The organism is Paenibacillus sophorae (genome assembly GCF_018966525.1).
Classification (GTDB): Bacteria; Bacillota; Bacilli; order Paenibacillales; family Paenibacillaceae; genus Paenibacillus_AQ; species Paenibacillus_AQ sophorae.
The window spans coordinates 5,518,726-5,539,635 of record NZ_CP076607.1 but is presented as its reverse complement, the minus strand read 5'-3'; the positions used below and the strand labels follow the sequence as shown (position 1 = coordinate 5,539,635).

General features: G+C 49.0%; 19 protein-coding genes and 1 pseudogene. 13 read left to right on the top strand and 7 right to left on the bottom strand.

What is annotated here, in order from left to right:
* Window positions 1–154 precede the first annotated feature (154 nt).
* Window positions 155–1,705 (top strand): glucose-6-phosphate dehydrogenase, encoded by a 1,551-nt coding sequence (gene zwf, locus KP014_RS26785; RefSeq protein ID WP_036596667.1) that lies wholly within the window; start codon window positions 155–157, stop codon window positions 1,703–1,705.
* Window positions 1,706–2,007: 302 nt separating this feature from the next.
* Entirely contained in the window at window positions 2,008–3,594 is a 1,587-nt protein-coding gene (locus KP014_RS26780) for a peptide chain release factor 3 (RefSeq protein ID WP_036596664.1), read from the top strand.
* A gap of 98 nt (window positions 3,595–3,692) precedes the next feature.
* On the opposite strand, the gene KP014_RS26775 is transcribed toward KP014_RS26780, so the two are convergent.
* Complete coding sequence (locus tag KP014_RS26775; RefSeq protein ID WP_036596660.1) at window positions 3,693–3,935, bottom strand: small acid-soluble spore protein SspI; 243 nt, start codon at window positions 3,933–3,935, stop codon at window positions 3,693–3,695.
* A 113-nt stretch (window positions 3,936–4,048) separates the two neighbouring features.
* Between KP014_RS26775 and KP014_RS26770 the strand changes: the two genes are divergently transcribed.
* Both KP014_RS26770 and KP014_RS26765 read left to right on the top strand, forming a co-directional pair.
* Window positions 4,049–4,729 carry a potassium channel family protein gene (locus KP014_RS26770; protein WP_281426481.1) on the top strand — a complete coding sequence of 227 codons (681 nt, stop codon included), beginning with the start codon at window positions 4,049–4,051 and terminating at the stop codon, window positions 4,727–4,729.
* Between the two features lie 29 nt (window positions 4,730–4,758).
* Complete coding sequence (locus KP014_RS26765) at window positions 4,759–5,550, top strand: TrmH family RNA methyltransferase (protein WP_090834744.1); 792 nt, start codon at window positions 4,759–4,761, stop codon at window positions 5,548–5,550.
* Window positions 5,551–5,620: 70 nt separating this feature from the next.
* Here the strand turns inward: KP014_RS26765 and KP014_RS26760 are convergent, their stop codons facing one another.
* Entirely contained in the window at window positions 5,621–6,157 is a 537-nt protein-coding gene (locus tag KP014_RS26760) for a CueP family metal-binding protein (protein WP_036590532.1), read from the bottom strand.
* Between the two features lie 600 nt (window positions 6,158–6,757).
* Between KP014_RS26760 and KP014_RS26755 the strand changes: the two genes are divergently transcribed.
* The 3 genes from KP014_RS26755 to KP014_RS26745 are packed head-to-tail and all read left to right on the top strand — an operon-like array spanning window position 6,758 to window position 10,190.
* Window positions 6,758–7,615: an ABC transporter permease gene (locus KP014_RS26755; protein WP_425517290.1), complete on the top strand. Its 858-nt coding sequence runs from the start codon at window positions 6,758–6,760 to the stop codon at window positions 7,613–7,615.
* Between the two features lie 17 nt (window positions 7,616–7,632).
* Window positions 7,633–8,514: a carbohydrate ABC transporter permease gene (locus KP014_RS26750; protein ID WP_036590536.1), complete on the top strand. Its 882-nt coding sequence runs from the start codon at window positions 7,633–7,635 to the stop codon at window positions 8,512–8,514.
* Between the two features lie 59 nt (window positions 8,515–8,573).
* Window positions 8,574–10,190, top strand: a complete 1,617-nt coding sequence (locus tag KP014_RS26745; RefSeq protein WP_036590538.1) for an ABC transporter substrate-binding protein — start codon at window positions 8,574–8,576, stop codon at window positions 10,188–10,190.
* 143 nt (window positions 10,191–10,333) lie between these two features.
* Here the strand turns inward: KP014_RS26745 and KP014_RS26740 are convergent, their stop codons facing one another.
* Together KP014_RS26740 and KP014_RS26735 are read right to left on the bottom strand one after the other, a co-directional pair.
* On the bottom strand, window positions 10,334–10,684 hold the full coding sequence (locus tag KP014_RS26740) for a hypothetical protein (RefSeq protein WP_090834742.1): 351 nt from the start codon (window positions 10,682–10,684) through the stop codon (window positions 10,334–10,336).
* A gap of 156 nt (window positions 10,685–10,840) precedes the next feature.
* Window positions 10,841–11,710 carry a helix-turn-helix domain-containing protein gene (locus KP014_RS26735; RefSeq protein ID WP_036590540.1) on the bottom strand — a complete coding sequence of 290 codons (870 nt, stop codon included), beginning with the start codon at window positions 11,708–11,710 and terminating at the stop codon, window positions 10,841–10,843.
* Between the two features lie 181 nt (window positions 11,711–11,891).
* Between KP014_RS26735 and KP014_RS26730 the strand changes: the two genes are divergently transcribed.
* The 6 genes from KP014_RS26730 to KP014_RS26705 all read left to right on the top strand — a co-directional run bounded on the left by KP014_RS26730 (window position 11,892) and on the right by KP014_RS26705 (window position 18,209).
* Window positions 11,892–13,196 (top strand): ABC transporter substrate-binding protein, encoded by a 1,305-nt coding sequence (locus tag KP014_RS26730; protein ID WP_036590541.1) that lies wholly within the window; start codon window positions 11,892–11,894, stop codon window positions 13,194–13,196.
* A gap of 75 nt (window positions 13,197–13,271) precedes the next feature.
* Entirely contained in the window at window positions 13,272–13,424 is a 153-nt protein-coding gene (locus KP014_RS26725) for a hypothetical protein (protein ID WP_175491967.1), read from the top strand.
* Window positions 13,421–14,296 (top strand): carbohydrate ABC transporter permease, encoded by an 876-nt coding sequence (locus KP014_RS26720; RefSeq protein ID WP_036590542.1) that lies wholly within the window; start codon window positions 13,421–13,423, stop codon window positions 14,294–14,296. Before KP014_RS26725 ends, KP014_RS26720 begins: the two co-directional genes overlap by 4 nt.
* 12 nt (window positions 14,297–14,308) lie before the next feature.
* The gene (locus KP014_RS26715) at window positions 14,309–15,202 is read left to right on the top strand and encodes a carbohydrate ABC transporter permease (RefSeq protein ID WP_246590595.1); all 894 of its coding nucleotides are present in this window, start codon (window positions 14,309–14,311) and stop codon (window positions 15,200–15,202) included.
* 88 nt (window positions 15,203–15,290) lie between these two features.
* Window positions 15,291–16,643, top strand: coding sequence for a glycoside hydrolase family 172 protein (locus KP014_RS26710; RefSeq protein WP_036590544.1), 1,353 nt, complete (start codon window positions 15,291–15,293; stop codon window positions 16,641–16,643).
* 60 nt (window positions 16,644–16,703) lie between these two features.
* Window positions 16,704–18,209, top strand: a complete 1,506-nt coding sequence (locus KP014_RS26705) for a glycoside hydrolase family 32 protein (protein WP_246590594.1) — start codon at window positions 16,704–16,706, stop codon at window positions 18,207–18,209.
* 402 nt (window positions 18,210–18,611) lie between these two features.
* Here KP014_RS26705 and KP014_RS26700 read toward each other — a convergent pair whose 3' ends face one another.
* The 3 genes and pseudogenes from KP014_RS26700 to KP014_RS26690 form a co-directional block, all read right to left on the bottom strand.
* The gene (locus tag KP014_RS26700; RefSeq protein WP_051500368.1) at window positions 18,612–19,169 is read right to left on the bottom strand and encodes a stalk domain-containing protein; all 558 of its coding nucleotides are present in this window, start codon (window positions 19,167–19,169) and stop codon (window positions 18,612–18,614) included.
* A 246-nt stretch (window positions 19,170–19,415) separates the two neighbouring features.
* Window positions 19,416–19,715: pseudogene (locus KP014_RS26695) on the bottom strand (IS30 family transposase); the annotation flags it as partial.
* Between the two features lie 166 nt (window positions 19,716–19,881).
* Window positions 19,882–20,877, bottom strand: a complete 996-nt coding sequence (locus tag KP014_RS26690; protein ID WP_246590593.1) for a hypothetical protein — start codon at window positions 20,875–20,877, stop codon at window positions 19,882–19,884.
* Window positions 20,878–20,910 lie beyond the last annotated feature (33 nt).

Genomic DNA, 20,910 nt, shown 5'->3' with positions numbered 1-20,910 from the left:
AATTTTGCTGAAATCCGAGAGAAACTGTCAGGAATGTAATAGCATCCTTTTTCGGAATATGATAAAATGGCATCACGTCACTATAACCTTTTTACTAAAAATAGACGTGAAAATGGATTTTAATAAACTATATTATAGAGAAAGATGAGGAGCCATGGCTGAAAATCAAACCTTTGACGAATTGAATACACCAGGTGCTGTTTTTTTTATTTTTGGTGCAACCGGCGACTTGGCCCGGCGTAAGCTTTTTCCGGCCATCTACAGCTTGTACCGCGAGGGAAAGCTGGCTGAGGATTTTGCGGTAATCGGCGTGGCGCGTCGTCCACGGACTCCCGAAGAATTCAAAGAAGATGTGAAGGCATCGATACAAGAGTTTAGCCGTTACCAGGCGATAGACGATAACGAATGGACTAGATTTGTCAATCATTTTGAGTATAAGTCGCTCGATATCAACAATGTTGACGGGTTCCGCGAGCTGAAGGCGCAGACGGAAGCGCTGGAAGAGCGGTTCCGCATTCCGGGCAACCGGCTGTTCTACCTGGCGCTCGCTCCCGAGCTGTTCGGCGGCGTCTCCTTTAACCTGAAAGCCGGCGGCATGCTGGACGGACAGGGCTGGAACCGCCTGGTGATTGAGAAGCCTTTCGGTTACGATCTGGAATCGGCCGAGAAGCTGAACGAGCAGATCCGCCAGGTCTTCAAGGAAGAGGAAATTTACCGGATCGACCATTATCTTGGCAAGGAAATGGTGCAGAACATCGAAGTGATCCGTTTTGCCAACGCCTTTTTCGAGCCGCTCTGGAACAAGCAGCATATTGCCAACATCCAAATTACGCTTGCTGAAACCGTCGGCGTCGAAGAGCGCGGCGGCTATTATGACCATGCCGGAGCGCTGCGGGATATGGCTCAGAACCATATGCTTCAGCTGCTGACCATGATTGCGATGGAGCCGCCAAGCCGTCTGCTGGCGGAAGATATCCGCGACGAGAAGGTCAAGGTGCTGCGTTCGCTCCGTCCGTATGCAACCGGGGAAGAAGTGCGCCAGAACGTGGTGCGCGGGCAATATACGCAGGGTCTGTTCAATGGCAAGTCTGCGCCGGCTTACCGTCAGGAAGACAAGGTGAATCCGGAATCCACCACGGAAACGTATTTTGCGGCCCGGGTATTCGTGGATAATTTCCGCTGGGCGGGCGTACCGTTCTACATCCGCACAGGCAAACGCCTGCCGGCAAAGACGACCGAGGTGGTCGTGGAGTTCAAACGGACGCCTACCAATGTCTACTTAGGTCAGAAGCATAACCTCGAGCCGAACCTGCTCGTCATCCGCGTTAACCCGATGGAAGGCATTTATGTGAAGATCAATGCCAAGAAGCCGGGCTCGGAATCGGAAATTCAGCCGCTGGCAATGGATTTCTGTCAAAGTTGTCTGATCGGCATCAACTCGCCGGAAGCCTACGAGCGCCTGCTGCATGATGCCGCGCAGGGGGATTCCACATACTTCACCCGCTGGGACGAGGTATCCTCGGCCTGGTCGTTCGTCGACCATATCGCCAAAGCCTGGAGAGAGGATGGCAGCGATCTGGCTTCTTATCCGGCAGGTTCTTGGGGGCCGGTTGAAGCGGCTGAGCTGCTTGAACAGGACGGCTTCCACTGGTGGCCGGTCAACGGGCAGAAAGAAGACAATGTTGTATGGTCAGTGAACAATTAAAATGGTTAGCCGGATAGATATATAGAAATCTCCCTGCCCTAGAGCCCTAGAGCGGGGAGATTTTTTTCTCGGAGCTTGTATTTAGGTAGATAATGCCGCCCAAATTTTGATATACTTTAAAGGATGCCCGCTTTAATATGTCCTTCGGCTGTGAGAGATGAAGGCTGACAGGCTGCGGGAAAGGACGGCTAACTTAGCGATAGGAGCAAAGAATAATGGCCATTCAGCCGATTTGATACAGGTTTTTCTCTTAAGACGTTAATACGGAACGTGAACAATTCAGATATGAAGGGATATGTGCAATGAGTCAAACGATGGATCAGAATTTGCAGCAGGAAGTGGATAAACGCAGAACATTCGCGATTATTTCCCACCCTGACGCAGGTAAAACGACACTCACGGAGAAGCTGCTGCTGTTCGGCGGCGCGATCCGGCTGGCGGGAACGGTCAAGGCCCGCAAAGCAAGCAAGCATGCGACAAGCGACTGGATGGAAATCGAGAAGCAGCGCGGAATCTCCGTTACTTCCTCGGTTATGCAGTTCGATTATAACGGCCATCGGATCAACATTCTGGATACGCCGGGTCACCAGGATTTCAGTGAGGATACCTACCGCACATTGACTGCCGCCGACAGCGCGGTCATGCTGATCGACGTCGCCAAAGGCGTCGAAGCGCAGACGATCAAGCTGTTCCAGGTGTGCGCGAAGCGGGGCATTCCGATCTTTACGTTCATCAACAAGCTCGACCGTGAGGGCCGCAATCCCTTTGAGTTGATGGAGGAGCTGGAGCAGGTGCTGGGCATCCGTTCGGTGCCGATGAACTGGCCGATCGGTACGGGACGTGAGCTGAGCGGCGTCTATGACCGCATGAAGAATCAGGTGGAGCTGTTCCAAGGAGACGATCATTCGGTCATTAAGGTGCAGAAGGTGGAAGACTACCGCGATCCCGTAATCCGCGAGATGGCGGGCGACTATCTGCACGACCAGCTGTGCCAGGATCTTGAGCTGCTTGATGTTGCGGGAGATCCCTTCGATTATGAGAAGGTGTTGCGCGGCGAATTGACGCCGGTCTTCTTTGGCAGTGCGATCAACAACTTCGGCGTGCAGACGTTCCTGGAAAATTTCCTGCAGCTCGCTCCTAAGCCGGAACCGCGCCGCAGTACAGCTGGTATCGTGGAACCGACAAACGGGAAGTTTACCGGCTATGTATTCAAAATCCAGGCGAATATGAACCCGGCCCATCGCGACCGGATTGCTTTCCTGCGCATCGTTTCCGGCAAATTCGAGCGCGGTATGAGCGTGAAGCATGTGCGCGCCGGCAAGGATATCAAGCTGTCGCAGCCGCAGCAGTTTCTTGCTCAGGACCGCGATATCGTCGAAGAGGCGTATCCGGGAGATATTATTGGTCTGTTCGACCCCGGCATATTCCGCATCGGCGATTCGCTTAGCCAAGCGGGGGATGTGGTGTTTGATGAACTACCGACTTTCTCCCCCGAGATTTTCGCCAAGGTCAGCATTAAAAATGCGCTGAAGTCGAAGCAGTTCCAGAAGGGAATCGATCAACTGACGGAGGAAGGCATGATTCAGGTGTTCCGTACGGTCAGCTTCGACGATATTCTGCTGGGTGTGGTCGGACAGCTGCAATTTGAAGTGTTCGAGTACCGGATGAAGGGTGAGTACGGCGTGGATGTGCAGCTTCAGCGGATGCCGTATCAGTTCGCGCGCTGGATTGTGGACGAGAACAAGCCGGACCCAAGCAAGTTCCGGATCAATTCGGCGCTCGTTACGGATAAAAAAGGGAATTTTGTCGTGCTGTTCGAGAACGAGTACGCGATGCGAACGGCAATCGAGAAAAATCCGACGGCGAAGTTTCTGGAAACGGCGCCTTAAGTTTAAGATGATGGGCAGGCTATGCCGGAATTAAAGAGGACAAAAGCCTCCGTCTCTTGCGCGTTTTGCGCAAGGGTACGGAGGCTTTTTCCAATGCTTCAACTGCCGCTGGTAAGCGAACCGGGAGTGACGGACTTTAGATGTTCGTGCAGCATCGTGACGACATTGTCTTTTTTAGCGGGATTAAGGTCTTTCCAGATCATTTCAAAGACGGCGCCGAGTCCCGGCAGCGCGGTTTCTGGACCGTCCACCGAACCGTCAATCATTTCCCGCAGTTCGGTTTTGGAATGACCCTGGACTTTATGGATGACGGCCTGGCGCAAGTCGAGCGTAATGGACATGTGGAGGGCTCCTTTTTCAAAAGTGTGTACTATGCTGAACATAATATGCCCTGCCCCGGGGCCTAAAATTCAAGTTTATTTCGCCTTGTGCTATACTGTTTTGAGACAATCGACTGCATACGGGGGGAGAGCAGATGGCCAAAAAGCAATTCGCTATTATCGGAATGGGCCGGTTCGGTTCCAGCGTCGCCAAGGCGCTCAGCGGTATGGGCTACGATGTGCTGGCTATTGATTCGGACGAGCAGCGTGTACAGGAAATCTCCGCAATCGTAACGCATGCCGTATCGGCGGATTCGACGGATGAGGAAGCGCTGCGCGCGCTGGGCGTCCGCAATTTTGACGTTGTCGTGGTAGCGATCGGCGAGGATATTCAATCCAGTATTTTGACCACGCTCATTCTGAAGGATCTCGGCGTGCCAGCCATTCTCGTCAAGGCCAAGAGCGAACTGCACGGTAAAGTGCTGAGCAAGATCGGAGCCGACAAGGTTATTTATCCGGAAAGGGATATGGGGATGCGGGTGGCACATCATCTGGCCTCGCCGAATATTCTCGACTATATCGAGCTGTCGCCGGATTACAGTATTCTGGATATGAAGGTGCCCGGAGCGATGCTCGGCAAGAACCTCAAAGAACTCGATATCCGCGCCAAATATGGCTGCAACGTAATGGCGATCCGCCGGGGGGATGAAATGAATATTACCCCGAATGCGGACGATAGGCTGATGAGCGGCGATGTGCTGGTCATTGTAGGACACAAGGATAATCTAACTCGGCTGGAAATGGCCTATCAATAAGAATCAATGGAGTTGAAAGGTTGAATTCAATGGAAATTATGTCTCCGCAAAATGCGCGGGTTAAAGAGTGGGCCGGATTACTTGAGAAAAAACACCGCGACAGGAGCGGAAAATACATCGTCGAGGGCGTTCATCTTGTCCAGGAAGCGCTGCTGGCGGAAGCGGATGTCGAAATCCTGGCTTACGATATCGATAAAGGAATGCCTGCGGAGCTTGGTGGTCTGCTTCAGTCTGTTCCAGGCATGGAGACCGTCGCGGTCTCTGCAGCGGTGATTGCCAAATGCAGCAGCACCAGTACGCCGCAGCCCGTGTTCGCAGTCATCCGCAAAGAGCGGGATGGGGCTGCAGCGGCGCTGGACAAGCCGGACAGCCTCGTTATTGTGCTGGACGGCGTGCAGGACCCTGGCAATGTCGGCACCATTATCCGCAGCGCGGACGCGGCGGGAGCGGACGGAGTCATTCTGGGCAACGGCTGCGCCGATCTGTACAATCCGAAGACCATCCGTTCCACCATGGGCTCAATGTTCCATCTGCCCGTTGTGGAAGGCGATCTGGCGGAGATTCTGCCGGAGGCCCGGCAGCGCGGCGTAATGCTCATCAGCACCTCGCTGCAAGGCGTGGACTCCTGCTACAGCCACGATTTCCGCAGCGGCAGCCAGTGGCTGCTGATCGGCAGCGAGGGCCGGGGCATCTCGCCGGAAACGGCGCGGATGGTGGACAAGAGCATCATCATCCCGATGAAGGGCCGGGCCGAATCGCTGAACGCGGCGATGGCGGCGACGATTTTATTGTTTGAGGCGATGCGGCAGCGGGGGATCTAGCGTGAATATACTCACACCCGTGTGAGTTGTAGTTTAGATTTACACTAGTTTGGAACGTATTTTGTAATCATTAAGTCAATTGCATGGTGGAAATACAGGTATTATCGTCTTCAAAAGTAGAGATTTCTGATTCGCTGCTTTTGCCGCCATGCTCAATTGTTACGTGGAAGGTTTGGTCGCGCGGGAGCCAAAAATCGATAAAGCCATTGTCGAAAGATTGGAGTTCATCTTTAATTACGACCTTGCCGTCCCGATCCGTTATGGTTACGTTGAATTTCTCATTCGCCATTTCTCCCTGGCAGCCCGTCAAGCTGTGAGTGGCACAAGGATGCGTCTTATTCACATATGGAGCAATAGAAACGAAAAATTCGTTCTTGGGCAGGCTGTAGGTCGTTTTGTCATTGTTGTCTGCAGTCACGGTAAGTTCATCCGATGTAATCGATGCAGATTTAGCGTTAAGCTTCCCTGAACTGTAGTTATTTACCAATTGTTTGATGTCAGGGGCTGTCTGTTTTACAGTCTCCTGTGTTTTGTCCCCGCCAGCGATGATGTATGCTCCCAATACGACAGCAATCAAAGCCGCAGCTATAAAAATCTTCTTTCTCATTCTCAAACTCCTTTTCTCGGATCGAACTCTTCTTTAAGGTCATATAAATCACACCCGCCTGTGAATTGTAATTTAGATTGGCACCGATTTGCAATATCGTTTGGCACACTGATAAAGCCAGTCCTGATAATCAAGGAATCCTTGATTTTTAGGACTTTGCATAATGATTTTACAAATGCACAATTTAGTTTACATTTATCTTACTTTTATTGCGCAATAATTCTATATTTATTTCTGATAATTTTAGATGTTTTAAGGTAGATAAATAGATTATTCTATATAATTAGTAGATTTTTTTGTGATTTAACAAAATTATTCATGCTTTTTTATAAACATCTTAATTGTCAAATGAACAATTTATTTTTTACAAAATGTATTGACGCACGGTGAAGTCTTTGATAAATTGTAAATGCGAAAGGAAATAAGTGTAAATGTAAGCCCTTTAATTTGTTCTCTTGCTGCATCGAAATATAAAAATGTACAAGAATGGAGGTAAAGGCAATGCAGAACTCAGTAGAAGTGGATTACAGAAAAAAAACGGTGATAAGACAAAAGAGCTCCACGTTTGAATATTTGAAGAAGCATTATTTTCTTTATTTAATGCTCGCACCAGCTGTGATCCTGACCCTTATTTTTAAATACGGTCCTATGTATGGTGCAATTATTGCCTTTAAAGATTTCAGCCCGATCAAAGGAATTATGGGAAGTGAATGGGTAGGCTTTTATAACTTTGAGAAATTCCTATCTTCCCCTAATTTTACAGTTATATTTATGAATACGCTTAAATTAAGTCTTTTTGGTTTGATTTTGGGCTTCCCCGTTCCCATCCTGCTGGCCTTGATGTTGAATCAGGTGCGCAGGGCTGGAGTCAAAAAGAACATCCAATTATTGTTGTACGCCCCTAACTTTATTTCCGTCGTCGTCGTGGTTGGGATGCTGTTCATCTTCTTGTCCCCAACAGGACCAATCAACCAGCTGTTTAACTTGTTTACCGATGAACCGATTATGTTCATGTCTCGTCCGGAGTACTTCCGGTGGATCTATATTCTTTCGGATATTTGGACAGGGGCGGGATGGGCATCTATTATCTATGTGGCCGCTCTTGCCAACGTTGATCCCGAGCTGCACAATGCGGCAAATCTGGATGGCGCTAATCTTCTTCAAAGAATCCGTCATATTGATCTTCCAACCATTCGTCCGATTATGGCCATTGTATTTATCCTTGCAGCGGGCAACATCATGTCGATTGGTTTTGAAAAGGCTTACTTAATGCAAACGGCAACGAACTTGCCGACAGCAGAGATTATTCCGACTTACGTTTACAAGATCGGTTTACAGGCCGGCGACTATGCATACTCATCAGCAGTGGGGTTGTTTAACTCGGTCATCAATGTCATCTTGCTCGTCACAGTTAACTTCATTGTGAAGAAACTAAATGAGGGTGAAGGTCTTTACTAAGAAAGGAGTCACAAGTCATGTTCATCAAACATTCCCGGCTGGACCGCGTTATTCTCATGCTGAACTCCACCTTTTTAATTTTGGCCGTACTGATGGTGGTTCTTCCGCTCATTTATGTCGTCATTGCATCCTTCATGGATCCTTCGGTGCTGCTCAGCCAAGGGTTATCGTTCAACATCTCGGATTGGTCGTTGGAGGGATACAAGAAGATTCTTACTAATCCAGCCATGATACGAGGTTTTGGAAACGCTGTATTTTACGCTGCTTCATTTGCTATCCTTACCGTTATGGTCTCTATTTGCGCAGGATATGCCTTGTCTGATGACAGGCTAAAGGGAAGAAGTTTATTTATGACATTGTTCCTCATTACGATGTTCTTTGGAGGAGGACTTGTTCCAACTTACCTGCTGGTCAAGAATCTGGGTCTTCTAAATACGGTTTGGGCCGTGATCATTCCCGGGGCAGTCAACGTATGGAACATTATTTTGTCCAGAACCTTCTTTAAAGGAGTGCCCAAAGAACTGAGGGAAGCCGCCAATGTGGACGGGGCGTCGGAGATGAAGATATTCCTCAGCATTGTATTGCCGCTCTCTAAACCCATTATCTTCGTACTTGCTCTTTATGCCTTTGTTGGCCAGTGGAATTCCTACTTTGATGCCATGATCTATTTGGATAATCCGAGCCTTCATCCGCTGCAGCTTGTTCTTCGTTCCATCCTGATTCAGAATCAGGTCGATCCAAGCATGATCAGTGATCAGCTCGCCATGGCGGAAATGAAAAAATTGTCTGAAATCATCAAGTATGCCGCGATTGTTGTGTCCAGCTTGCCTCTCCTTGTGATGTATCCGTTCTTTCAAAAGTATTTTGAAAAGGGTGTCATGGTCGGTTCCCTTAAATAGGAAACGAGCTGCACATAGATGGAATATTTTCATTCATCCTAATTTGGAGGTCATATCCTATGAAAAGACTAAAAAAATCAAAAGTTTTAGCAAAAGCAGCTTCCGCCACTGTACTTGCTTCTCTTGTAATCCTTACTGCTTGCAGTAGCGGAGGAGGAGGAGGGAATGCGGCTAGTGATAAACAAGATCCAAACGGTAAAATAACTCTGAATTTTATAACGCAAAGCTCACCGCTGGCGCCAGCAGATCCCAATGAAAAGCTGATCAATAAACGTCTCGAAGAAAAAACGAATGTGCATATTAATTGGAAAAACTTCACCAAAGACGTGTTTGTGGAAAAAAGAAACCTGGCGGTCGCAAGCGGCAGTCTTCCCGATGCTATTTTCAATGCGGACTACAGCGACTATGAGCTGCTCAAGCTCGCTAAAAACGGCACCCTCATTCCGCTGAATGATCTGATCGACAAGTATATGCCGAACTTAAAAAAAGTGCTGGAAGAAGCCCCTGAATACAAGGCCATGATTACGGCGCCGGACGGCAACATTTATGGATTTCCATGGATTGAAGAGCTGGGTGAAGGAAAAGAACGAATTCAGGCTGTAGACAGCATGGCTTGGATCAATGTGGATTGGCTCAAGAAGCTTGGGCTGAAAATGCCGACAACAACGGAAGAACTGAAGAAAGTGCTGATCGCGTTCAAGACACAAGATCCGAATGGCAACGGTCAGGCGGATGAAATTCCGTTGTCCTTTATTAACAAGCCGGGTGCGGAAGATCTGACTTACCTCTTTGCCGCTTTCGGAGAGGGTGAGAACCCTGACCATGCGGTCGTAAGCAATGATGGCAAAGTGATCTTTGCGCCAGCGGATGAAGGCTATAAAAACGCTGTATCCTATATCAATGAGCTTTATAAAGAAGGCCTGATTGATGTGGAAGCGTATACACAGGACTGGAGTACTTACCTTGCCAAAGGGAAGGCGCAAAGATACGGTCTGTACTTCTCCTGGGACAAAGCCAATATCTCCGGAGCAAACGATTCTTATCAAGTATTGCCGCCGCTCGCAGGTCCCGATGGTCAAATTAACGTAGCCCGTACCAATGGTCTTGGCCTTGGCCGCGGTAAAATGGTTGTTACAAGCGCGAATAAAAACCTGGAAGCGACTGCAAAATGGGTCGATCAGCTGTATGATCCGATTCAGTCCGTACAGGACAACTGGGGAACCTACGGGGACACCACGCAGCAGAATATCTTTGAATTTGATGAAGCCAAAGGCATGCTGAAGCATCTGCCGCTCGAAGGCGCAGCTCCCGTTGAGCTTCGTGAGAAAACAAGCATCGGCGGACCGCTGGCTGTTCTTAACTCCTACTATGGCAAATACACGACCGTGCCGGATGATGCCAAAGGCAGAATGGAGATCATCAAGAACATCATGGCTCCGCACATGAAAGAGGATAACGTAATGCCAAGCGTATTCAACTCGATTGAAGAGCTGGACCGCCTCACGACGATTGAAGCCGATCTGTTCGCCTATGTCCTCAGAATGCGCACCGAATGGTACCAGAACGGCAAAGTGAATGAGCAGTGGGGAGATTATCAGAAAGAGCTGAAACGCCTCGGCTTGGATGAATGGCTGAAGATTAAACAGGATGGTTATGATAGAGCAACGAAAAAATAATAAATAGACGGTAGAGGCCGTGTTCCAAGCAGTTACGCTGCTGAACACCGCCTCCTTTTATATAAAAGAAAGATGGTCTTTAATTTCGGGCGGATTGATAAAAAAAGAGTACACTCACTTCAAGCATACTCTTTTGGTCTAACCTATGTAGTTTTCGCACTTTTTTTCTTGGCTGCTGCTTTTCTTTTGACCAACTCTCTATGTCCTGCAAAGCTCATAAACATAAATATCAAGTTAATAACGGCAAACAAAATATAACTTAAGTCAAGGCCAAATGCCAGCACTATCGCAATGACTTCAGCTATAAACAGAATTACAAAAGTTGTCAACGGCATGGTGAAGATGAAGACCCATGCAATAAGCTGGATGAATAGTAAAATCCCGCTTAACATACGCATGATTTCTCCATCGTAGTCCATAGGCTGTGTCGTCCAAAACTTAAATCCCATAAACAGAAGCCATAATGCTAACAGCAGTCCTGTAGCGACTCTCAATCTTAATTCTCCCCCCCTTGTATGTGATTTAAGACCTAAGACCATATTATCATAACCTGGGAAAAATGGACTACCTTATCAATTGTTTTTTTACTAGCAATATAAAAGAGGGCGCGCCGATGATTCGGAGGAAGCGCTTACGGAGCGAAAATAGTATTAACCCTTACGGCGGTAATAAGAAGGGCTCTTGCCTTCGACCGTTTTGAAAAATCGGCTGAACGCGTGAATGCTGGAGAACCCCAAGTTCTCGGCGATGATGGTCAGCGGGTCGGCGGTGAACTGGATCATATGCCTGGCCGCATGCGCGCGCATGAGCTGATGATATTGGATGGGACTCATGCCGAAGGCCTGCTGAAAAAGGCGGACCAGATAGTGCTTGCTGATTCCGGACATCCTTGCGATTTCATCCAGGCTGACTTTACGGTTCGTATTGTGCATTAGATATTGTTTAATGTGCATCAGGGCGTGCATATTGGTCTCGACATGGGAATTGAGGCTCCAGTAATTTTCGCGCAGCAGTTGAGTCCAGAGCTGAATGAATAAGCCTTTGACCTTGAACTCGTAGTACGGCATTTTCGTTTCGTATTCGTAGATGATGTCCAGCAGCATTTTTTCAATAAACACGGGATTCTTCAGCCGCAGGTGGCTGGATAAGGGAACGGGCATTTCATCGATAATATCAGGGCGGAAATAAGCCAATTCCTCCGGTTCGATTTCTTCAATCGGCCGGAATGACACTTTCACCTTCTCGCTGTCCTCCGTATAGAAGAAGTCGAAATGGATATGGGGCTGGCGGAGGCGCTGCTTCCCGACCTTCTTGATTTTATGCCGTTGCTTCGGACGGAACAGAAAAATGTCGCCCCGAACGCCTTCATAGACCGCATCCTCGATCGTCACGATCACCTTGCCCTCCATAATGTACAGCAGCTCATAATCGAATAATTGCCTCTCTTTTATAACCCAGGAACCTTCCACAATATTATCCATCGCTACACGGATGTAAGGCGAAATTTGGTGCAGAATCATGAAAACCAAGCCCCCTTCTCCTTTTATGAAAGCGTATCACAAAAGCAATAAATGATAAATAAAAAATAAGCTATGCTAAATACTCAGCCTAAAAATAGGGTTACGATAAAGATGTACTTCAAAGGCAGAAGCAATATTTGCCATCTTGAAGAATAACGATACAGAGGGGGACATGCAAACCATGAAGAACAGATTTTCGATTATTCTGATGGCATGTTTGTTGATTCTCAGTTTGGCGGCCTGCGGCAGCAATTCCACCCCTAAAAATGAAAACGCTTCATCCGAGGTGGGTCCGGTCACTTTATCGATCGCCATGCACGTAGCCAATGTCAAGGAACAAGAGCCTTATATGTATGGCATTATTCAAAAGTTCCAGGAGAAATACCCTGATATCAAGATCGATCTTACGGGAGCGGAAACCCAGGAGCATGTCAAGAAAATGAAAATGATGTCCCAGTCGGGTAATCTCCCGGACATTTTCTGGATGCTGCCGGCTCCGGCCAAGGAAATGAATCAGGCAGGATTGCTGCTGGATTTGAGCGATTTCCTGAAGAGCAATCCTGAGATTACTGCAGGCATTGATTCCCAAATGGTAAGCGATTACCAGGATGGGGGCAAGCAGTTCGGGCTGCCTTACCAGGCGCTCGTGACCGGATTATGGTACAACAAGGCGTTGTTCGATCAATACAAAGTCAAAGTGCCGGAAACATATGAGGAGCTGCTGGCGGCGGCAAAAGTGTTCAAAGCGAACAACGTCGTTACCATTGCGAAGGGCTCGAAGGATACGTTCAGCACATGGGCTTTCCTCGGCATGCTGACCCGTTATGGATTCTTTGACAAGATAGCCGACATTGAGAGCGGTAAAGAGAAGTTTAACAATCCCGACTTTTTGAAGCTGTTCAACAAGATTGACGAGCTTCGGGTGAACGGGGCTTTCCCGGAAAATGTCTCGACGCTGTCCTACTTCCAGGCGGTCGAAATGTTTACCGGCGGCAAGGCCGCCATGCTGGATGCCGGTGTGTGGGAGACAAAGAAGATTGAAGGCAGTCCGATCGCCAAGACGGCAGGCTTCTCCTGGGGCCCTACCTTCTCCGACGGCGTCGGCAACCAGAAGATTGCCATGGCTGTCGCTGCGGCTCCGCTGGTTGCAAGCGCGAAAGTGAAGGATGACCCGGCCAAGTATGACGCGGTTCAGAAGTTTTTCGCTTTCTTTTACAGTCAGGAAGGTGCAGCGGTGATGGCCGAGAACGAGGCGCCGCCGGTCGTGAAATATACGGGAACTGTGGACAAGGAGAAATATCCGGTATACGCGGAAGTGATCAATAAGCTGAATGAGCCGGGGTGGGAACGGCCAAGGGCTCAACCCGACTTGGTGGTCAGCGAAGCGGTGGGCAATCAGCTTAACGACAGTATTTACGGCGTAATCAATGGCATTTACAAACCGGAACAAGCGCTGGATCTGATCGACCAGAAGATGGCGAAGTAACAGGAAAGCGTCGGCTGCCGGCATTCAGGTGCCCGGCGGCAGCCAATCCAAACCTTCGGAAAGGTGGTTGATGTCATGATTGGAAGCTTTGCTCTATGTGCGCTGATCCTCCTGCTGATTGCAGCGGCAAGCTCCATACGATCCGAAGCCATTTCCCAGCATTACTCTGAGTCGGAAACGGTATCCGGAGCAGCAGCCAAACCTATTGGATGGGGGAGAAAGAGATGATTTGGCTCAGTAAACGAAGATACATTCTATTCATGCTGATCCCCACGCTGATTGTATATCTGGGCTACATCATCATGCCCGTGCTCATCTCCTTCTACTATAGTCTGACCGAATATACGGGAATCGGCGCGGCGAGATTTATAGGATTAGATAATTTCAGCAGGCTCTGGCATGATTCTCTGTTCTGGATATCGTTAAAAAATACGCTGATTGTGCTGGCTGTCGCCCTGCTGCTGCTTCTGCCGGGAGCTTTTCTGCTCGCCCTGCTGCTCAATGTAAAGGTTAGAGGGGGCAATGCCGTGAAAGCGCTGAATTTTGCGCCCAGCATTGTCGCTCCGATCCTGGTGGGTCTAATCTGGGTGTTTATTCTCGACCCGCAAATGGGGATGATCAACGTGATCCTGACCAAGCTGGGACTCGGGCAGCTGGCTCAGCCGTGGATTGGGGGAAAGACCTTAACCCCATATTCCATCGGGATTGTGTTTACCTGGCAGATGATCGGGTTTCTGGCAACCATCTTCCTGGCCGGACTCAAGATGATTCCAAGGGATGTCTACGAATCCAGCTCCATGGACGGGGCGAATAAGGTCCAGCAGATGTTCCGGATCACCATTCCGATGATGAACGAAACAGTCAAGATTAATGTCATTCTGATCATTACTGGCGTATTCAAAATCTTTGAAACCGTACTGCTGCTGACGAACGGAGGACCCAATCATTTATCGGAGGTCATGGTTACCTACATGTACAATGTAACCTTTACCTCAGGGGAGTACGGCTACGGTATGGCCATCGCCACGGTTACCTTTCTGCTGACCTTGATCTTTTCCCTGGTCTACATGAGCTTGAGCAGAAAGAGCATTGAGGAATAGGGGGAGAGGCAGATGAATTCTATATCCCGTGCCACGACAAGCTCTGCTGTGAAGGAAGCGAAACGTGTGAAAAAGGGGCGAATGAGCGGCAATGCGGGTATGAGTGTGTTGGCTTACATCATCACCCTGCTGGTGTTGTTTCCTTTCCTGTGGATGATTCTGCTGTCGTTCAAGACGAACAGCGATATTCTGAATAATCCGTTCAGCCTGCCCGAGTCGCTGAGCTTTGACAATTACGAACGGGCGCTTACGACGCTGAATTTGGGGCTGCTGTATAAAAATACGTTCATCATTGCCGTCATCACTATCGTGATTGAAGTCTTAATTACGTTCATGAGCTCCTATGCCTTAACGCGCATGGTATTCCACTCCGAACGCTTGAGATGTTCCGTGACCGCGTTTCTGCTCGCGGGATTAGCCATACCTGCGTTCATCCTGTTGTTTCCGGTATACAGGCTGACCCTATCCTTCGGGCTGCTCAATACGTACGCTTCGCTGATCATTCCCTATATCGCGACTTCGATTTCCTTCAATACGCTGCTGTTTACAGGCTTTCTCCGCGGATTTCCGAGAGAGGTGGAGGAAGCGGCAATTATCGACGGATGCGGTCTCCTTACGCTGGGCAAGTCGGTCGTATTCCCGATTATTATGCCGGTGGTCGCCACGGTGTTCATTTTCAATATGCTGTATATCTGGAATGAGTTCCCGTTCGCGGTAACCTTAATCAGCGATGAAACGATGACCACGATCTCGCTTGGCATTTCCCAGTTCAAAGGCCGCTTTAACATTGATTACGGCGGCATTATTGCGGCGAGCACGCTGCTCATTATCCCGCAGCTCGTGTTCTTCGCCGTCTTTCAAAGATTCATTATCGAAGGCATGACGGCCGGGGCTGTAAAGGGCTAACAGAAAACTGCCGAAAACGTGCCGACAACCTGCGGCAATAACTCTTTTTATCATAGAAAAATTATTTATCGCAAAGGAGAAATTACGCATGCATACTCAATCGTTGAACTTGCTCGGGAATTTAACTCAGGTGAAGGAGGTCCGCTCGGCGCGTGTATCCAGCTGGGATCAGGACGGGCGAAATCAGGATTATTGGATGATTCCGGCCGGCGGCTCCGTCGTACTTGGCGATATGGAAGGACCGGGCAGCATCAATCATATCTGGATGACCTCGTTCTGCCGTAGGGTTCACGGGCCAAGCGTAATGAATCCCGAGTGGGGCGGCAATATCGCGCCTGTTAACGAAATTCACAACGCGCTCGGCGTAACCTGGGAATCGGCCGATCCTGCCTGGTACCGTAAGGTGCTGATCCGAATGACCTGGGACGATGAGTCTCATCCAAGCGTGCTTGTACCGTACGGCGACTTCTTCTGCATCGGCCATTCGATGCCCGGCAACTTCGCCTCCCTTCCGTTTACCGTCTCGGTGAAACCGGAGGAGCAGTTCAAATTCGGCGGAGTGGCTTCAGTCAACTGCTATCTGCCGATGCCTTTCAATAAACGGGCCCTGATCGAGATCATTAACGAGAACGATGTGCCGTTCGGCTTGTACTTCCATATCGATTACGAGCTGTACAAGCAGCCGCTCGGCGATGATACCGCTTATTTCCATGCACAGTGGCGCCGCGAGAATCCATGCGACGGCTGGGGGCCGAATCTTCAGGTGAACACGCCGGAAGTAAATCGGGTGGCCAATCTGGACGGTGCCGGTAACTATGTCATTCTGGAAACGGAAGGCAAAGGCCACTATATCGGCTGCAATCTCTCCGTTACCCATTTTCAGGGCAGCTGGTGGGGCGAGGGGGACGATATGTTCTTCATCGACGGAGAGAAGCTGCCGAGCATCGTCGGCACGGGCGCCGAGGATTATTTCAATCACGCCTGGGGGATGCAAAAGAATGCGTTCCCGTTCCACGGCTCCATTGTGCATGAGAGCGATGTTCCGGGCTATCAGGTATCCTACCGATTCCATATCACCGACCCGGTGCATTTCTCGGAGAGCCTTAAAGTAACGATCGAGCATGGCCATGCCAATCACCTGTCCGACGACTGGTCGTCGACCGCTTATTGGTACCAGACCCTGCCTTCCAAGCCGTTCGGCATTCTGCCGGTGGAGGAGCGAATTCAGCGTATGCCGCAATTTCCGAGCCCCGGCACGCTGAAGAAGGTCGTTCTGAACGAAGAAATGGAGGAATCCTACAGGCTGGCTAAAGAACGAATGGATGGCTATGCCAAAGGGCGCGAAGAGCAGGTTCAGAAAAAAGTGGACAGAGTGGCTTGGCATTCCGAAGGCAATATCCGGCAAAGCCAAAGCGTGCGCGATACGTTCAAATCCAAATAAAAGAGAAGGTTGGGCGGAGCCTGTACAGGCTCCAGCCTTACTAAATTAGGAGGGATGACGGTGGAGCTGCCAACTCAAGGAGCGTTGCTGCATCGGGAAGCGTTATTAAAAGCGGAACAGTCCATTTCCAAGATAAAGGACATTGTCGGCAAGGACCCGGGCCGGCTGAAATATCATTTTATGGCGCCGGCCTATTGGATCAACGATCCGAATGGCCTGATTTTTTACAAAGGCGAATATCATCTGTTCTACCAGCATTATCCGTATGCGGCCAAATGGGGCGCCATGCACTGGGGCCACGCCAAAAGCAAGGATCTCGTCCACTGGGAGCATCTGCCGATCGCGCTTGCCCCAAGCGAGCCTTATGATCTGGATGAGCGGGGAGGCGTCTTTTCGGGCAGCGCGGTCGACGACAATGGCGTTCTGTCCGTCCTCTATACGGGGACGGTCATTAAAGACGGCGCTCTGATACAATCCCAATGTCTCGCTACCAGCCAGGATGGAATCACCTTTGAGAAGTACGAGGGCAATCCAGTCATTCCCGTTCCGCCGGAGGATGGCTCCGCTGATTTCCGCGATCCGAAAGTTTGGCAGCATGATGGAACGTGGTACATGGTCATTGGCTCCAGTAAAGACGGAAAGGGAAAGGCTTTGCTCTACAAATCCCCGGATCTTCGGGATTGGAACTACGCCTGCGTGCTGGCCGAAAGCGACGGAACGATGGGAACGATGTGGGAGTGCCCGGATTTCTTCCCTCTGGATGGACGCTATGTGCTTATGTTCTCGCCGATGGGTATGGGGGAACGCAAAACCATCTATCTGGTTGGAGACATGGACTATGAAACCGGAAGATTTACCTGGGATACGATGGGCGATGTGGATCACGGGTTTGAATACTATGCTCCGCAGTCCTTTCTGGACGGCAAAGGCAGACGGATCATCATCGCCTGGCTGAACGCCTGGGACTGGATGCCGTGGTTTAAGGACTTCGGGCCGACCGCTGTCAATCACTGGTGCGGCGCCATGTCGGCGCCGCGGACCGTGGAGCTGGACAGCGATGGCCGGCTGAAATTTAGGCCGGTCAAGGAACTGGAGGTTCTTCGCAGGGAGCATTACCATATCGAGCAGACCGCAGTCACACCGGGAGCTTCGGTGATCCCCAAATATGTGGGCAGCGACTGCCTGGAGATTAAGGCCGAGTTCGAAATGTCCGGCTGCACGGCCGAAGAAATCGGTTTCGTGCTAAGGGGCGCAGGTGACGGCTCGCAGCAGACTCTGCTCGTGTACAATACGAAGACGGGCGCGCTGCGCTTTGACCGCACCCGCTCCGACGGCTGGAGCGAGGGCGTCCGGTTGGCGGCTCTGGAGAGAACGGGGGAAGAACCGTTAAGGCTGCATATTTTTGTCGATACCTGTGCAGTAGAGGTGTATACCGATGATTATCGGACCGTCATGACCAATAATATCTATCCGGAACCGGCCAGTGTCATGGTGGAAGTCTTCGCAAGCGGCGGCAGTGTGAATCTCGCGTCGCTGGACATCTGGAAGCTGCGGTCGGCGTGGTAATCGGTTAGCCCGCTCGAATGCCAAGTTACAGCAGGGGCTATCCCTAAGTGATCCTGGATGACGTAGGGATAGCTCCCTTTTCATTTTGTAAAACCAAAGAAGCTGTTATAAGGCCCTCATCATTGAAATGGACTATGTTTAAGTCATTGGCAAAAACATAGTCCTGTTGATTAACGCTTTTAATAGCTATTTATTTGATTTTTTCAATAAGCATAAGATTCATCCCCTGACTGCAGAGGGAGGGGTCTCCTATTTCTGATAAAATTTGATTTGCATCAAGAGAAAAAGAAGTTTAAAACTCAAAGCAAGGCTCGTACTGGGGGGGACTTTCCCCGTTACGAGCCTTTTTGACAATATAATGTTTGACTATACGCTGTGTTTGCTTGAAATTCGAGTGTTTTGTTACTTAAATACGACGTTTACATGCATATAGTGCTCTTTATCTGCAAGTCCGTCGGTCCAATCAATATTGAGGAAAGATAATTTACTTTCCCATTGTGCTCTTTCAGCGGCAACTTGCTCTTTATCATTATATCTATCAGCATATCGATCAAAAATAAAAGCAAGTACATAAGCGTTAAGACTAACCCTTCCATTTACGATACTAACCCACTCAGATGGCAGTATAACCTGGTTATCACTTGCAGTAATTGATTTACCAGAGAGGTTAATAAGTAATTGCTTACCCTGGTTTGTTATAGTTGCTAATTTTTTGGAGTTATCCCAAGTCAACGAATCTACCTGTTTAGCGAATATATCTTTGATAGGGATATAAATAGAGCTGTATGTGGTTGTTGTAAGCTTATCGTCCGCGGAAAGGTTGAGAACAGATTTTGTAGCTGTACTATAATGCTGTTTAGAGGTAGCCACAAAAGCTTTGTCAGCAGGACTTGCTCCGACCAAAGAAGCAAAAGTTAGCATATAAAAAAGCATTATACATGGAATGGTTAAAACTTTCATTCTTTTCTCCTTTCAAAAATGGAATATATTTCACATATTTTTAGACACTCTTTGATCAAAAAAGTTTCTGCTAAAAACTGGTTGTGTCAATTAATTTTTTGTCGTAATTGCACCTGATTTTGTTACTGCAACAGCAATATGTACCATAAGTTTTACCATTATAAGTATGGGTGCTCAACATAGGAGAGGTTAAATCTGTTGAGGTGCCACTTGTGGTGGTAACAGTGGAACTCGTATATGTCATATTTAACCAACCCTAGATTGCCACCACATCATGAAGGCTTCGTGAGCTGATTTCCAGCCGAGGCATTTGCGCGGACGATGGTTGATGAGCCGGAGGGCCTCGGCAAGTTCCTTATCGGAAACGGTAGCGAAGTCATGACCTTTAGGAAAGAATTCGCGCAAGAGGCCATTACCGTTCTCGTTGGAGCCTCGCTGCCATGAAGAATAGGGATCGGCAAAGTAGACCTTGAGGCCGAGATTATGCTCCAGTAAAGGATAACAGGCAAATTCCTTGCCCCGATCCACCGTTGCGCTCAGCATGGCCGGAAGTTCCGGTGATCCCCAAATATGTGGGCAGCGACTGCCTGGAGATCAAGGCAGAGTTCGAAATATCCGGCTGTATGGCCGAAAAAATCGGGTTCGTGCACGGCTACCTTGTAAGGCTTGCCTTCTTTCTTTTTCTAGCAGTTTTTGGACGGATCCCTTATTACTATGGGGCAGCGCAAATCTTTGATATGTGATCGAGAACATCAGAGGAACGTCCGTATTTGCACATAGCGTCACAATCGCAGCGAAGATCGGAGAACAAAATGTAGGAAATACGATGGACGTTCTCCTGTCGCAGTGATGGGCGGAGCAGCTGAGCTTGGACTTCTTTTTCCCGGTTATCGGGACAAATCAGGTAAAGCCGGCAATCGCGATTTCCGAGCGACAACGATAAATCATGCAGCCTTAGAATCCCTGAGTAGATGGAAGTGCTTTTTTCAACTTCAAAAGCGGAAATGATGTTGTTCTGATCATCCAGCCAGATCACATCGATGAAGGATATCGTCTCTGCCACGGATTTCGGAACGTTCAGTGACGGCAGAGAAGAGACTGAAAATTCTCCAAGAACATGTCGATTCCACTGGCGTTTATGATCGTTCTGAGCGATCCACACCTGATAGCCCAGCGTACTCCCGAGTCTGGCCAGATGATACTGCATTTCACTATGCTCATTTTTCTCTTTGATATCATTGGTTACGTCCATATGCCTCTTGAGATGGGTCTTTTCCCGTTTGGCAGCTTCCGACTTCAGATATTTCTCTGCATTTTCGCTAATAATGATTCGCCCTGCCCCGATTTCAAACATGAACCCCGCGATCGCCCCTAAGTCTTTTGAAAAGGCTGAACGGTAGGCTTCATTCATTTCCATTAGCTCTTCCCGCATCTCCAAATATGCTGGCCATGATCCCAACTTGATCTTACGCCCAAGCAACTGGTTAAACCCATTGACGATTGCCGTATTGAACGGCGGAAACAGTGTAGGGTGAAGAAAATATAGTATGTTAGCTACAGCTGGTCCCAGCCCTTTTATTTGTAAACTGTCTAAGTTCAATATTTCCGTCAGGACATTTTTTTCCTGGGTCGTCTGGGAAACAGACTTCAAGAACCTTCCAAAAGCAAGCTGATGCTCTTCATTTTCGTAAATATCGGGAATACGCATCTTCGGCTTCCAGTAAAAGGCGTGAGCCGCTCC

What these genes read in the sequence shown, in the direction of transcription:
- zwf (WP_036596667.1), top strand. Translation starts at nt 155, where the DNA reads ATGGCTGAAAATCAAACCTTTGACGAATTGAATACACCAGGTGCTGTT.
- KP014_RS26780 (WP_036596664.1), top strand. Translation starts at nt 2,008, where the DNA reads ATGAGTCAAACGATGGATCAGAATTTGCAGCAGGAAGTGGATAAACGC.
- KP014_RS26775 (WP_036596660.1), bottom strand. Translation starts at nt 3,935, where the DNA reads ATGTCCATTACGCTCGACTTGCGCCAGGCCGTCATCCATAAAGTCCAG.
- KP014_RS26765 (WP_090834744.1), top strand. Translation starts at nt 4,759, where the DNA reads ATGGAAATTATGTCTCCGCAAAATGCGCGGGTTAAAGAGTGGGCCGGA.
- KP014_RS26760 (WP_036590532.1), bottom strand. Translation starts at nt 6,157, where the DNA reads ATGAGAAAGAAGATTTTTATAGCTGCGGCTTTGATTGCTGTCGTATTG.
- KP014_RS26755 (WP_425517290.1), top strand. Translation starts at nt 6,758, where the DNA reads ATGCTCGCACCAGCTGTGATCCTGACCCTTATTTTTAAATACGGTCCT.
- KP014_RS26750 (WP_036590536.1), top strand. Translation starts at nt 7,633, where the DNA reads ATGTTCATCAAACATTCCCGGCTGGACCGCGTTATTCTCATGCTGAAC.
- KP014_RS26745 (WP_036590538.1), top strand. Translation starts at nt 8,574, where the DNA reads ATGAAAAGACTAAAAAAATCAAAAGTTTTAGCAAAAGCAGCTTCCGCC.
- KP014_RS26735 (WP_036590540.1), bottom strand. Translation starts at nt 11,710, where the DNA reads ATGATTCTGCACCAAATTTCGCCTTACATCCGTGTAGCGATGGATAAT.
- KP014_RS26730 (WP_036590541.1), top strand. Translation starts at nt 11,892, where the DNA reads ATGAAGAACAGATTTTCGATTATTCTGATGGCATGTTTGTTGATTCTC.
- KP014_RS26725 (WP_175491967.1), top strand. Translation starts at nt 13,272, where the DNA reads ATGATTGGAAGCTTTGCTCTATGTGCGCTGATCCTCCTGCTGATTGCA.
- KP014_RS26720 (WP_036590542.1), top strand. Translation starts at nt 13,421, where the DNA reads ATGATTTGGCTCAGTAAACGAAGATACATTCTATTCATGCTGATCCCC.
- KP014_RS26715 (WP_246590595.1), top strand. Translation starts at nt 14,309, where the DNA reads ATGAATTCTATATCCCGTGCCACGACAAGCTCTGCTGTGAAGGAAGCG.
- KP014_RS26710 (WP_036590544.1), top strand. Translation starts at nt 15,291, where the DNA reads ATGCATACTCAATCGTTGAACTTGCTCGGGAATTTAACTCAGGTGAAG.
- KP014_RS26700 (WP_051500368.1), bottom strand. Translation starts at nt 19,169, where the DNA reads ATGAAAGTTTTAACCATTCCATGTATAATGCTTTTTTATATGCTAACT.
- KP014_RS26690 (WP_246590593.1), bottom strand. Translation starts at nt 20,877, where the DNA reads ATGCGTATTCCCGATATTTACGAAAATGAAGAGCATCAGCTTGCTTTT.